Origin of the sequence: Croceitalea dokdonensis DOKDO 023 (genome assembly GCF_001306415.1) — a bacterium.
Classification (GTDB): domain Bacteria; phylum Bacteroidota; class Bacteroidia; order Flavobacteriales; family Flavobacteriaceae; genus Croceitalea; species Croceitalea dokdonensis.
The window spans coordinates 13,789-27,184 of the sequence record NZ_LDJX01000007.1 but is presented as its reverse complement, the minus strand read 5'-3'; the positions used below and the strand labels follow the sequence as shown (position 1 = coordinate 27,184).

Here is a 13,396-nt window from a genome sequence, read left to right as displayed (position 1 = left end):
AATTAAGGCTTTACACCATATTGAACAGGCAAGTTATCAACAATATAATGTGGAAAAAATTGCTGTCAAAAGTCTTGAATGGAAGCCCTCTTTGATGCCCAAATTTTAAGGTAGCAACTTAAGCGCATTTAAATGGCTATGGCAAGATACCCTTTAACCAACACCAACCTTTAAAAAAAGCAAAAACCCCTCTTTGGGGAAGGGTTTTTATGGGAGATTATGGTTTACTTAGTCCATCCAAACAACAGATGCTTTTGATTAACTAACATACGCATCATCATGCACATTGGCCACAGCCCTTCCGGATGGGTCGTTCATGTTCTTAAAGGCCTCATCCCACTCTAGCGCAATTTTGGTGCTACATGCCACGGAAGGCTCCTGTGGAACGCTTAACGCAGCGGCATCGGAGGGAAAATGTTCCTCAAAAATGGTCCGGTAATAATATTCTTCTTTTGAGGTTGGGGTCTGTATGGGAAACCTAAAGTTCGCACTTTTTAGTTGCTCATCTGTCACCGCATCTGCAACTACTTCCTTTAATGTATCTATCCAACTGTAGCCAACACCGTCTGAAAATTGTTCTTTTTGCCTCCAAGCGACACTTTGGGGCAGGTAGGCCTCAAAGGCTTTTCTTACCACCCATTTCTCCATGCGTTCCCCATTGATCATTTTATCTTGCGGGTTAATGCGCATGGCCACATCCATAAACTCTTTGTCCAAAAACGGAACCCTGCCCTCTATACCCCAGGCCGCTAAGGATTTGTTGGCACGCAAGCAGTCGTACATATGCAACTTATCCAGCTTACGAACGGTTTCCTCATGAAATTCCCTGGCGTTTGGCGCTTTGTGAAAATAAAGGTATCCACCAAAAAGCTCATCTGCCCCTTCACCGGAAAGCACCATTTTAATGCCCATGGATTTAATGACCCTTGCCATGAGGTACATGGGGGTGGATGCACGTATGGTAGTAATATCATAGGTCTCCAAATTGTAGATGACATCCTTAATGGCATCCAACCCTTCTTGGATGGTAAACTTGATCTCATGGTGCACCGTTCCAATATGGTCTGCCACTTTTTGGGCGGCAGCTAGATCGGGAGAACCTTCCAACCCCACCGAAAAGGAATGCAGTTGTGGCCACCAAGCGTCCGCAGTTCCACCGGACTCCACTCTTTTTTGGGCAAATTTTTTGGCAAGGGCAGATGTAACAGAGGAGTCCAATCCTCCGGAAAGCAGTACTCCATAGGGCACATCGGACATCAATTGTCTTTTGACAGCGGCCTCCAAGGCATCATGTATGGCTTTAATACTGGTTTCATTATCCTTTACGGCCTCATACTCCATCCAATCGCGCTGGTACCAACGTACAAATTCACCGTTGCTACTATGCATATAGTGTCCCGGAGGAAACAACTCAATTTTGGTACAAACACCTTCCAATGCCTTTAATTCTGAGGCTACATAAAAGGTGCCCTGTTTGTCCCATCCAATATACAGGGGAATTATCCCCATATGGTCCCTTGCAATAAAATACTCGTCCTTTTCACTATCATAGATGGCAAAGCCAAAAATGCCATTGAGTTCATCAATGAACTCCACTCCTTTTTCCTTGTACAGGGCTAAAATGACCTCACAATCCGATGCTGTCTGGAATACATAGGAATCTTTAAACTGCTCCCTAAGTTCTTTATGGTTATAAATTTCCCCGTTGGCCGCCAAGACCAATTGACCATCTTTACTGAACAGCGGCTGTTTTCCAGAGGCTGGGTCTACGATAGCCAGGCGTTCATGGGCCAAAATAGCATTTTTATTGGCATAGATTCCGCTCCAATCCGGTCCGCGATGCCTTATTTTTTTTGACATCTCCAAGAGCTGTGGCCTTAAAACCTCACTAGATTCCTTTATATCGAAAGCACATACAATTCCGCACATATTTTTTTGATTTAAAACTTAGGGTCAAAAATGCGTTACTTCTAACAATTATCAAACAATAATTTGAAAAGTGATTTCAAATTAAAACTTTTTTATCTATTTTAATTCGCATATCAACAAATTATTGGATATCATGCTCACTTTTTATCAAATCTGAAAGTTTCCTAAATTTTAACGACTGTTAACAAACTAAAAGGAGCTGGTACCGCTACTTTTGATAACACTAAAAATTTAACGATGAAAAAAATAGTATTACCCTTATGCTTTGCCTTTATGATGGTACTTAGCACCCAGGCAACCGCCCAGAAATTTAGCGGATTGGACAAAAGTCCCGCAGACATTGCATCTTATCCTACCAGTTACCGGGAGTCTAACAAAACCATGCGAATAATCTACAGTCGTCCTCAGTTAAAGGGACGATCATTGGAAGAATTGGCGCCTGCCGGTAAAGTATGGAGAACCGGAGCCAATGAAGCACCCGAGGTCACCTTTTACAAGGACGTAACCTTTGGTGGGGAAAAGATTGCCGCTGGAACCTACTCTTTGTTTACCATTCCTGGAGATGGGGAATGGACGGTGATTTTAAATAAAAACCTCAACCAATGGGGAGCCTATACCTACGATCAAGAGGCAGACGTTGTACGGGTAACTTCGCAGGCAAGTACGGACAATGAATCATTGGAAGCCTTTTCTTTGGCCTATAAAGATGTGGAAGGCGGCGTACATTTAATCATGGGATGGGGAACCACTAGGGTTGCCACACCCATAATGTTTTAAACCCATTATTGCATATTAAAAACCCCTAGGGCCATTGCCTTAGGGGTTTTTTGTTTTTAAGTTAAACGGGGCAAGCCGGGTATGCGCTATTGCCCTGATTCATCAATTTTCTTTTTGTTTAGCTACCCAAGCTTTAATCTTCCGCTCCAATAACGTTAAGGGCAAACTACCAGAATTTAATATTTGGTCATGAAAATTAGCCACATCAAAATCCTTTCCCAAGGATGCTGCCGCCATATTTCTTAATTCCTGAATCTTAAGTTGCCCAATTTTATAGGACAGTGCCTGGCCAGGCGTGGCCATGTACCGCTCTATCTCAGCGGTTATACCCTCTACCGAATCTGCCTCATTATCCAAGGAATATTGAATAGCCTCTTCACGGGTCCATCCTTTGGCGTGTATACCGGTGTCCACGACCAACCGGATGGCACGGTGCATTTCCATACTTAACATGCCAAAATATTGAAGTGGGTCTCCATAAAGCCCCAACTCCTTTCCTAAGGATTCTGAGTAAAGGGCCCAGCCTTCCACAAAAACACCCAAACTTTCTGGGTGCAAAAACTTGGGCAAATCTTTGTTCTCTTGTTGTAGCGAAAGTTGAAAATGGTGGCCGGGTACTGCTTCATGTAAAAATAAGGCCTCACTAGTCAACAAGTTAAATGCCTTTACATCAGGTATTGGAATGTAAAAAACTCCTGGTCTGCTACCATCTTTTGAACCCGGAACATACTCTGCGCTGGCAGAGGCCTCACGGAAAGCCTCAGTCCTCCTAACCTCAAAACCAGCATTGGGCATTAGATGGAACATCTCACCGATGCTCTTGTTTACTCTGGCTTCGATGGATTTATAATGTTGGATAACCGCTTCTGGGTTTTGAAAGGGCATTAGTTCCGAGTTATTCCTTACATGGTCAAAAAAAGCTTTTAAGTCCCCTTTAAACCCCAAAGCCTCCTTTGCCCTAACCATTTCCCCCTGAATGCGTCGTACTTCCCTCTTTCCCAATTCATGGATTTCATCTGCGGTCATATCCGTACTGGTATGCAAACGGACCAAATAATCATATACCGCCTTACCTCCCGGCAAAGCACCTATGCCCGCAGTATCGCGACCTGCAGGAAGGTAAACTTCTTCTAAAAACAAGGTAAGCTCTTGATATTTAGGTATGATTTTAGTCTGGATAATTTGTTTAAAAGCGCTCCTTAACCCTTCTTTCTCTTGATTGGAAAAATGTTTGGGCAAGTTATGTATAGGACGATAAAACAAATGTTGCTCCGCAGCGCCTTTTCCAAATTCCGCCACCTGGGGAATCATTTTAACAATTAGGGATTTAGGCAATACCAATCCCGAATCTACCCCTTTTTCCATGATGGACAAGCTTGTATCCAAAAATTGGATATAATCCTCAAGTCTATGTAGCCAGTCTTCATAATCCTTGGGAGTGCTGAACGGATGTACACTTTCGCCCCCAGCCAATTGTGCCACATATAAGTGTAAGGACTGGATTTGCCCCAGCGGAAATTGCACCAAAGTGGGCAAGTTGTATATTGGGGAGGTTACCACTGGCAGCTTTTGTTCCAGGCCCTGCGCCTTTATCCTACATTCCCATTCCATGGTTCTTAAGGCGAGCTGCCTAGTCTGGCTTAAGCCTGTGGTATCTATTTGCTGTATTCGCTCGCTAAACATCGCATAGTTTTTGGACAAATGCGCCAAATAATTTGTGGATACATAATCGGTAATGGTATCATTTAACTGTGCATATCCAGCTTTGGTGGCTTCAATGGGATTAATGGCCAGCTTAAACTCATTGTAATCTTTGAACAACCCTTCCAATAGGGCCTTATTATCCGGTGTTTTTACACGCGGTTCACAAGAAATCATCAAGCAAAAACAAACCAGGGTACACAGAAGAAATTTAGACATGCTAAAGACGTTTAAACAAAAATAAACAACTTCCAAGCAAGTTTTAGGTGATAAGCATGTGTAATGGATTCATCGGGCTAATCCAAGGAATGATTAACGCTCTTCCATTATATCATCACAAAGGGCAGCCTACAGTTACGGGCTTTGGTGTCTTTAATCAAAGTCAACCAGAGTACTCCTAAAAACTTCTATTGAAGACTTATTTTTAGAAATAAAATCACCCTCAGAGAGAGCTAAGAAAATGCAAAAACAATAGTGTACCATAGATATGAGCTAAGGATAAGGATTTATCCAAAATCCATGTACTAAAGTTGTTTTTTGTTACCGTGCTATCAACCTTAAAAAATATAGGTACTGGCTAAATTTTTGTGAAATTTTGGAGCCTAATTATTCTTTAACATCCGTCATAACAAACTCCACCCTACGGTTGCGCAGGCGTTCATCCTTAACCTTGCCGTTCCTTAGGGGCTTGGAATTGCCAACACCTTCCCAAACGATACGGTCATCCTCCACACCCAATTTTTTAAGGTATAGGGCAACCGCCCTAGCGCGCAAAGAGGACACAAATTTATTGTACTCTGCATTTCCCACATCATCTGAATGTCCGGTAATTTTCATTTGCACATCCGCATTCTCCTTTAGAAACTTAAATATCTTTTTTACCTGTGCTACCGCCTCATCATCCAAGTCATAACCTTTAGGTTCAAAAGGCTTACGTTCCAATACGTAAATCTTATCCTTTTCATAGTTGATTCTGGGAAGTTCTTCCAATTCAAAGGCATCAACAAAGTAGTAGGAAAAGTCACTAGAAGTTACCGCCTTGGTTGGCCGTAAGAGCTCAGTTGCTTTATTCTCTTTAAAATTACCTATGAGAAAATGGTTTTCAAATCCCTTGGCATCAAATTCGGCGGTCAGGGTTACCCAACCATCGGTTTCTGACAATGAACCATTGGCCTTTAAGGGAACCTCATGTAATTGGATATCTGGTTGCAGGTCCAAGCGTGATGCTGTCAATACCTTACTGTTGGGCACACGTATTTTTTTACTGGTCATTACCAATGACATATTTTTTAAGGCAATGGTAGAGGCTTCTGCCAAGCTTACCTTAAAACTCAGTTTATGGGGGTGTTTTGCCCTTAGGGTCCTGGCCGCGTCCAATTGTAGGTATTCCCTGTAATCGTTAAGGGCGTAATAATATAAACCGGCATATCCCTTTCCATCGGCGGGCTCCTGTCCTCCCTTAAAATTATTGTCGGTATTAAAGTCCCCGGATGCGCAGGTATTGAAATAATCCCCTGAACTTGAGGTAGGCAAGCTTACATTGTCCAACAGGGCATCAAAACTAGAAATGTTGGAAGGACATTCCTTATACTCTTCAAAACTTGCATTTAAAATGAGATTTTGGCCTTGCGCCGTAAACAGGCTTCCCATTAGGGCGGCAAAATAAAATGTACAACGAGTAACCTTTACTAACATAAGCAATTTGGTATTTTAGGTTCTCGTAAAGCATTTAACGCATCTTAACGCATAATATTGCAGTTTAAGGTAGAAAACGAACCATTGGTCGAGAATTGGAATAATTTCATACTAGCGGCCATCCTAAGACGTTCTTAGTGTCCAAATCTTTTGTTATGCGCATGACCGTGGTTTTGCTCATACTTTGCCTAAGTCCGATATTGGTTGTTTCCCAAAACACCATTTCAGGTGAGGTTATTGACGAACTAGGACTACCCATCTACGCGGCCGCAATTTCCATTGTTGGCACTGAGACTACTGTATACACCAATTTTGAGGGAGAATTTACCCTGAACAGCGACAAGAAGTTCCATTGGAAAATCAATATAAGTTCCAAAGGTTACGAGGAAGAAGCATTTTTTGTATTGGATGGGGGTAAAACGGAACCCATTGTCTTACAATATGATGCCGCCATGCGAAAAATGATAGAGGGTAAGGCCTATCTTAGAAAACCCTGGACAACACCCCCTTTGTTTCCAAGCTTGCCTCTGGAGCTTACCTACCACTACAATACCCAACTGCCCCTATTGGCCAGAGGTGGTTTTGAATAAAAATTCCACCCGCCTATTTTTTGCACGTCCCCCTTCTGTTTGGTTAGACGAGATTGGTTTGGAAGCCCCATGACCAAAGCAGCTTATCCTGCTTTTATCAATACCCCACCGGATTAAATGATTTGCAAGGTTTACGGCTCTTTGGTAAGATAATCGTTGGTTGTAGTCTTCTCCACCTTTTGCATCCGTATGGCCATGGATTTCAAGCTGCAGCTCTGGATGGTCCTTAAGTTCCATAAAAACCCGCCTCAGCTCTTTGGTTCCCAAGTTGGAAAGTTGGATATCGTCAAACCCAAAGGTAATCGCCTTGAAAACATACAGACTATCACGCTGCATGGGCGGAATTTGGCTCAGGTTGCTATCCAATGCTTGCAGGCTCACCATATCTATGTAATAATAGGCACCCTTCTTGGTCTCTTTCCTTTTAGTCTGTATTTTTTTGGTCCGTTTATTGTCCCTTAGGTTGCCCAACACCAAAAAACGCTCAAAACCTTGGGCCGTAAACTCCAGGGTTACCTGTAGCCAGTCTGTTTTATCTTCATGGAAAGTGGGATGGTTTACCTCATGTACCGTAACCTTATTGCCGCCTGCACCAAACAGATGTTTTTTGGACAGCACCCGTTTGGTATTTACCCTAAGGGCTTTTTTAGCCATTACTACACCAAAATCCTTCACTGCAAAATCTGAACCTTCGGCCAGGCTTATGAAAAAACTCAGTTTGTAATTTTCATTCTGGCGCAATGGCATTTCCAATGGCACTTGTATGTACTCCCTGTAATCTCCCGGGGCATAAAAATAAAGTCCAGCATAGGCATTGCCAAAACTTGGTTGTTGAATACCATTAAAGTTCTCCGGGGCACCCATGCGCTTGCTGCAGGTATTGAAGTAATCCGTAGTGCCCAATGTTGGGGTGGACCAATAACGCACATCCTCATTAAAACTGCCCAAAATCTCAGGGCAAGCATCAAAGAGCTCAAAACTAGGATTCTTCACTAGATTTTGTGCGGTGAGCAACCCTACTGAAAACAGCAAGCAATAACTTATGTTGAATTTGAGCATACTCCCCTAATTATCGCCTCTCCAAGATAGGGATTTAAAGAGAATAGCTCACTATTCCGGGACTGGGGTGGGTTACATATCAAACTTATAAGACACCCCTGCCAATGCTTGAAAGCCCTGAACCCTAAAATTATACCATTGCTGGTAGTTGGTATTTGCTATGTTGGAAAAACGGGCAAACACGGAAAGTTGTTCGTTCAAATTATACCCCAACTGAAAATTAGCATCAAAAAAACCTTCTAAATCAACAATTTCCGAAGGAAAAAGGTTGGCCGGTACGTTAGGTTGTGCCGTGGCAAGCAGGTCTTGGCGTTCCCCAACAAAGAAAAAGTTTGCCCTGGCATACCATTGTTTGTTGATTTGATAATCCATAAAAAGGTTGGCCTCTACCTCTGGTAAGTTCCATGCTGGATTGTTGGTTTCCGTATTGTAATTGTTGTATTGCCCATTTAGTCCCAACGTAAAGTTTCTATTGATGTCCACGTTGATTTCCGCGAAGACGCCCAGTGTCTTAATATCGTCATAAAACACCTGAAAAGAATTACCAATGGTGTAACCCTGCGCATCGGTGCGTGCGGTATTGACCGGATTCAATAAAAATAGCGGTCTCCTATTCTCCGCATTGTAAGACGCCCTTAGCTTGTATCCCAAATTGGACCAAAGTTGTCCTTTGATTCCTAGGTACCCCTCATACTGCCGGTCTGTAGGCTGTATAAACAAGGTTGGGGAGACAAATGGGTTATCACCCACAAAACCATGATAGGAGTTTTGTTCCAAATCTCCCTCCAAGCCCCCAAAAGCGATTACCTGGTCATCCAATAGACGGTAAGATGCCGTTACGGCAGGGTAGATAAAAAAATTGCCCTCCCTGGCCTCAACGTCCCTACCATACACAAAGTTGGCCCCTAAATTAATTTTTAACCCATCCCTGAGAATCACTATACTGGGATTCACACCTACCTGTACATGGCCATATTCACGGCCCATGGTATTTTCTGTTAGATTTAGGTCCGCATTTTGAAAACTACCGCCAACATAATCTACCTTGGCATTGATATCCACCATCTCGGTGGTAATTGGCACTTCTACACCCAGCTCTAGTTTGGCCCTGTTTTCTGCTGAACTTGTGGCATCCCAAAAATGGCGGGCCAAGACCGAAGCATTCTTAAAAAAAGAGTCCTCCACGTGGATACTGGCATCTGCCTGTACATTAAAATAATTCTGCCGTTCATTGATGCCCGCAATCTGTCCTTCCGTAAACGCCCCACTTTCCAGACCGTACCAATGGTATAGTTGGTGTTGGGCCCCCAATGCGGCACGCCAATTGTAATCCCTAGCTTTTTGGGAGTAAGAAACATCCACCTTACTGTCGTAAAAATCCGTATCCAAGGGAGTACTATCTATATCCCCGCGTGAGGAAAAATGTGTAAAGCCCACATCAAACAAATCTTCATCGCGGCCCACTTCCCTGCTGGAATAAAAATCGACCAGGGCATTGTTAAAATTTCCGAGGCCAACAGATGCGTAGGTATTGTACAAGATGGGTGGCGGCAGTTTTTCCACTTTTGCCGCCTTAGCCTTTGCTGGGGTAAAAGTAGAGGCCACCGGAACGGAAAAAATGGTATACTTTACCTTTTTCTTCTGTAGGGCAATGGTATCATTGATAACAGGCAGGCTTTTTATTTTAAAGGCATCTGAGACCGTTGGGGCGTAAGGTTTCACTACGGTTACCTCCTCCGTGCCTATATCTTCCTTTTCCTGTGCCATACCCAAAGTTACCATGGCTGACCATAGTAGGGCAATTACCCATTTATTTCGCATAATGTTCTACTTAATTTCCATTAGGATTGACCGATGAATTTAACTGTGCTTGACGAGTTCTGATAATGGCGAGCTCCCCCTTGGCCTCTGCTACAATCTCTGGATATTCAGCAAAATTTTCCTGCACGCTCTCCAAAATATAGGTGGCCTGGAAAGCATCATCCAACTTGTAAAAATTCTTGGCCATGAGCACCAATCCTTTTCCTCCCCACTCTTTATAACTGGCAAAATCCTTGACCAATTTTTGCACGGAAACGTTAGATGCTGCAAAGTCCCCATTTTTATTTTTAAAATACGCATCGTAATACCATGCTTCGGCCGCAGCTTCACCCGTAGCTATTTTTCTAACCTCTGCAAAAGCTTCCTCAGCTATAGCCTCATTGCCAGTTTCAATGGCAGAACGGGCTATCATAATTTGCGCATCACCTTTAATGCGGTCATCAATGCTTTTTACGGCCAAAACTTTTTCTGCATAAGAGATGGTCTTCTGGTAATTTTTGCGTTGGTAATATCCCTTCATTAAGTTAGACTGGGCAAACGTCCTGTTCTGTTCAATTTCTGCCGTAGCCTCCAACCTTTCTAAAAATGGAATGGCCTTACCGTACTCTTCTTTGCCCACATAAATCTCACAGACACGGGTCAGCGCTTGTTCACTATATTCACTGGTAGCGTTGTCTGCGACCGCAGTATAAAAAGGCAATGCTCTTTCTTTTTGTCCTTGGGAGAAATACAATTGTGCCAAGGAAAAACGCACTTGGTTGGTATTAAGTCCGTTCGGGAAATCCTTAAGGTAGTTTTCAAAGGCTTTAATGGCTACATCGGTTTTGCCCTGTTGATATTTTCGGTCGGCGGCCTCAAAACTGGCATTATCCAATTCGGCATCCGATACATCTACAAAGTCCAAGGTTTTGGTCCACTCCGCATATTCACTCACCCTGCCCAGGTCTACATAGACCAATTTTGCCGTAGCAACCGCTTGCACGGCTTCTTGGCTTTTGGGATAATCTGCCACCACCCGCTTCATCTTTTTCAGGGCCTCTTCATTTCTTCCGGCATTGTAATGCACCAATCCTTGCCGCAGCATACCCTGTGAAGCAAACTTGCTATTCGGAAAATCCCGCAACAACCTATCATAGGTGCTAAGACCTTTTTCTTCTTGGCCATCTTTTACATAAGTATTGGCCAATTCAAAGAGGGAATCGTCCCTTAGGGCAGATTTAGGATGTTCTGCAACAAACGCTTCCAAATCACGTATTTTACTTGCGGTGTTTCCCAAAAACCCTTGGCACATCGCAGTTTGAAAAGCAGCGTAGTCCTGTTCTGGACCTTGTAAATTTGCACCCCTTTCATAAGCTGCCAAGGCATCCCTATAGTTGCTGGTCACAAAATAGCTATCTGCAAGGCGCATGAGGCCGTCAACGGTTTCTAGCATTGCCACATCCGCTCCACTTACCATTTTAAAATAAACTATGGCCTTTGCGTATTGTTTTAACTTAAAATGCGCATACCCTAGATTATAGGGTAATCTTTTAAATTCCTCGGTGTTTGGTGCGCTACCGTTGTTTTCAAAAGTGGAAAAGCCCAAAAGGGCATCATCAAACCTATTGAGCCGATAATTTGCCTCGGCTTGCCAAAACTGTGCTTTGGCACGATAGATTGCATTTTCCGCATTTTTTAAAGAGGTGGAAAAACGCTCCAAGGCCAATTCATAATCACCGTCCACAAATTTGGTCACTCCACTGAAATAGGCCACTTTTTGCAAGGTTTCCTTTGATGCGTAACTAGAGTTCTTTTCCAACAGCACCATGGCGCCTTCAAAGTTCTTGGAACTAATATAGGAATCCACTAGAAGTGCCTGCAACTCTGCTTGGTTGGCATCATTGGGGTACTTTTCCAAATATCCCGAGATGACCGCTGGAACAGGCTCGTAACCATTACCAATCTCATAGCTGAGCCTAGCATAATTAAGCAGCGCATCACGCTCAATATCCGTATTGAAGGTCATTTCAGACGCATTTCTAAACGCATTTAGCGCCTCTGATTTTTTATCCAGTTTAAGGTAACACTCCGCCAAATGGTAATAGGCGTTCTGGGCCACACTATTGGAACCATCAATAATGCGATTGAACTGCCCAACGGCAGCTTCATAATCTCCCATTTTGTAATGGCTATAGCCTAAGAGGTAAAAATCGGTATTGCTCCAACGTCCACGGTTACCCTTGTATTTCTCAAGATAAGGTATGGCCTCACCGTATTGTTCCAAATTAAAATAGCTTTCTCCGATGATCTTGTTCAATTCGGATACTTCTTTCCTGTTGGCCTTTGGAAGTTCTTTTTTGGCCATGGCAATGGCCTTTTCAAAATTCCCCAGTTTAAAGTTAAGGTCCGCCTGGTAATAGGCTAACTTTTCTTCCAGAACGGTTGGGTCCGAGATTTCATCAAAACGTTCGTTGGCCCCTTCATAGTCGTCCTGTTCATAAGCGATATATCCCAAATAATACTTGGCTTGCGCCCCATATTTAGCAGAGTTTACCACCTTGTTAAGGTACTGTTCCGCAGCCTTTGGCCTGTTGCTGGCATAATAGGAATACCCCATATTAAAATGAAACCGCTCCCTATCATTTTTTGCCATAGCAGCTTGGTCTACCTTTTTGTACCATTTTAAGGCGTAGGGGTATTTACCGGTTTCAAAATAATAATCGGCCACATCCATAAACGCAGAATTTCTTTTGGTAGAAGTAGGATAGTTTTCAACAAAATCCTCCATGAGCTTGTCTGCGCCTCTTTGGTTGAGCCGTACTGCGGCGTTGGCCACGTAATAAGCACTATTGGCCTTGGTCTCTTGGTCCGTGGTGCTTTTCCCAACAGATTCAAAAAGAACCTGTGCGGCCTGGTATTGTTGCTTGTTGTACAGGGCAAGGGCATCTTGAAACTGCTTTTGTTCGTGGGTGTACAACTGGGTTTGCTGGGACAGCCCAAGGAAACTAAAAACGGTAGAAAAAAGTAAAAATATAGTGGTGGTTCGATTCATAGTGTTCTACGCTCATCTCGATTAATGTATGCATAACGTCAAAATTCAAGCCAAAGTATATAACTTGCACCACATAACGCCAAAACAACATTGGAATTATTATGCCCGAAACCATTTTAAAATTACAGGATGTTGCCATTTTCCAGAAGGAAAACCTGATTTTGAACCATGTGACCCTTGAAGTAAAAAAAGGGGAATTTGTGTATGTAATAGGCAAGACCGGAAGCGGTAAAAGTAGCTTTATGAAAACCCTTTATGGCGATTTACCCATTAATTCCGGAGAAGGTTCCATTGTAGATTTTAACCTTAAGACCCTAAAAGAAAAGGACATTCCTTATTTACGAAGAAAGCTAGGTATTGTCTTTCAGGATTTTAAGCTACTGCCAGACAGAAATATTAACAACAATCTAAAATTTGTATTAAAGGCTACCGGTTGGAAAGATAGTGTAAAGATGGACGCTAAAATTGAAGAAGTCCTATCCAAAGTGGGTATGAAGACAAAAGGGTTTAAATTCCCCCATGAACTTTCTGGGGGGGAACAGCAACGGATCGCCATAGCACGTGCACTTTTAAACGACCCTGAACTTATTTTGGCAGACGAGCCCACGGGAAACTTAGATCCACAGACCAGCGTGGAAATCATGAAGGTACTACAGGATATTAATGAAAATGGGCGTACCATCATCATGGCCACACATGACTATGCGCTCATTCTAAAATACCCTCACAAAACTTTAAAATGCGATAACAGCAAGGTATTTGAGGTCATTCAAAAGGCAATTTAAAACCATTT

9 protein-coding genes are annotated in these 13,396 nt (G+C 43.0%); 3 read left to right on the top strand and 6 right to left on the bottom strand.

Going from position 1 to position 13,396, the window contains the following annotated elements; genetic code table 11:
- Window positions 1-258: 258 nt before the first annotated feature.
- The gene (asnB, locus tag I595_RS14230) at window positions 259-1,929 is read right to left on the bottom strand and encodes an asparagine synthase B (RefSeq protein WP_054560121.1); all 1,671 of its coding nucleotides are present in this window, start codon (window positions 1,927-1,929) and stop codon (window positions 259-261) included.
- Between the two features lie 237 nt (window positions 1,930-2,166).
- On the opposite strand from asnB, the gene I595_RS14225 reads away from it, so the two are divergent.
- Window positions 2,167-2,706: a DUF2911 domain-containing protein gene (locus tag I595_RS14225; RefSeq protein WP_054560120.1), complete on the top strand. Its 540-nt coding sequence runs from the start codon at window positions 2,167-2,169 to the stop codon at window positions 2,704-2,706.
- 102 nt (window positions 2,707-2,808) lie between these two features.
- Here I595_RS14225 and I595_RS14220 read toward each other — a convergent pair whose 3' ends face one another.
- Together I595_RS14220 and I595_RS14215 are read right to left on the bottom strand one after the other, a co-directional pair.
- Window positions 2,809-4,626, bottom strand: coding sequence for a DUF885 domain-containing protein (locus tag I595_RS14220; RefSeq protein WP_083467617.1), 1,818 nt, complete (start codon window positions 4,624-4,626; stop codon window positions 2,809-2,811).
- A gap of 387 nt (window positions 4,627-5,013) precedes the next feature.
- Window positions 5,014-6,102 carry an OmpA family protein gene (locus I595_RS14215; protein ID WP_083467616.1) on the bottom strand — a complete coding sequence of 363 codons (1,089 nt, stop codon included), beginning with the start codon at window positions 6,100-6,102 and terminating at the stop codon, window positions 5,014-5,016.
- Window positions 6,103-6,239: 137 nt separating this feature from the next.
- Between I595_RS14215 and I595_RS14210 the strand changes: the two genes are divergently transcribed.
- Window positions 6,240-6,692, top strand: a complete 453-nt coding sequence (locus I595_RS14210; protein ID WP_157449756.1) for a carboxypeptidase-like regulatory domain-containing protein — start codon at window positions 6,240-6,242, stop codon at window positions 6,690-6,692.
- Here the strand turns inward: I595_RS14210 and I595_RS14205 are convergent.
- The 3 genes from I595_RS14205 to I595_RS14195 all read right to left on the bottom strand — a co-directional run bounded on the left by I595_RS14205 (window position 6,666) and on the right by I595_RS14195 (window position 12,603).
- Window positions 6,666-7,751: an OmpA family protein gene (locus tag I595_RS14205; RefSeq protein ID WP_054560116.1), complete on the bottom strand. Its 1,086-nt coding sequence runs from the start codon at window positions 7,749-7,751 to the stop codon at window positions 6,666-6,668. The genes I595_RS14210 and I595_RS14205 overlap by 27 nt on opposite strands.
- Before the next feature lie 72 nt (window positions 7,752-7,823).
- The gene (locus I595_RS14200) at window positions 7,824-9,572 is read right to left on the bottom strand and encodes a TonB-dependent receptor (RefSeq protein WP_054560115.1); all 1,749 of its coding nucleotides are present in this window, start codon (window positions 9,570-9,572) and stop codon (window positions 7,824-7,826) included.
- Window positions 9,573-9,582: 10 nt separating this feature from the next.
- Window positions 9,583-12,603, bottom strand: coding sequence for a tetratricopeptide repeat protein (locus I595_RS14195; protein ID WP_054560114.1), 3,021 nt, complete (start codon window positions 12,601-12,603; stop codon window positions 9,583-9,585).
- Window positions 12,604-12,704: 101 nt separating this feature from the next.
- Between I595_RS14195 and I595_RS14190 the strand changes: the two genes are divergently transcribed.
- Complete coding sequence (locus tag I595_RS14190) at window positions 12,705-13,388, top strand: cell division ATP-binding protein FtsE (RefSeq protein WP_054560113.1); 684 nt, start codon at window positions 12,705-12,707, stop codon at window positions 13,386-13,388.
- Window positions 13,389-13,396 lie beyond the last annotated feature (8 nt).

Coding starts and splice junctions, on each gene's coding strand:
- I595_RS14205 (WP_054560116.1), bottom strand. CDS start 7,751: ATGCTCAAATTCAACATAAGTTATTGCTTGCTGTTTTCAGTAGGGTTG.
- I595_RS14200 (WP_054560115.1), bottom strand. CDS start 9,572: ATGCGAAATAAATGGGTAATTGCCCTACTATGGTCAGCCATGGTAACT.
- I595_RS14220 (WP_083467617.1), bottom strand. CDS start 4,626: ATGTCTAAATTTCTTCTGTGTACCCTGGTTTGTTTTTGCTTGATGATT.
- I595_RS14225 (WP_054560120.1), top strand. CDS start 2,167: ATGAAAAAAATAGTATTACCCTTATGCTTTGCCTTTATGATGGTACTT.
- I595_RS14215 (WP_083467616.1), bottom strand. CDS start 6,102: ATGTTAGTAAAGGTTACTCGTTGTACATTTTATTTTGCCGCCCTAATG.
- I595_RS14190 (WP_054560113.1), top strand. CDS start 12,705: ATGCCCGAAACCATTTTAAAATTACAGGATGTTGCCATTTTCCAGAAG.
- I595_RS14195 (WP_054560114.1), bottom strand. CDS start 12,603: ATGAATCGAACCACCACTATATTTTTACTTTTTTCTACCGTTTTTAGT.
- asnB (WP_054560121.1), bottom strand. CDS start 1,929: ATGTGCGGAATTGTATGTGCTTTCGATATAAAGGAATCTAGTGAGGTT.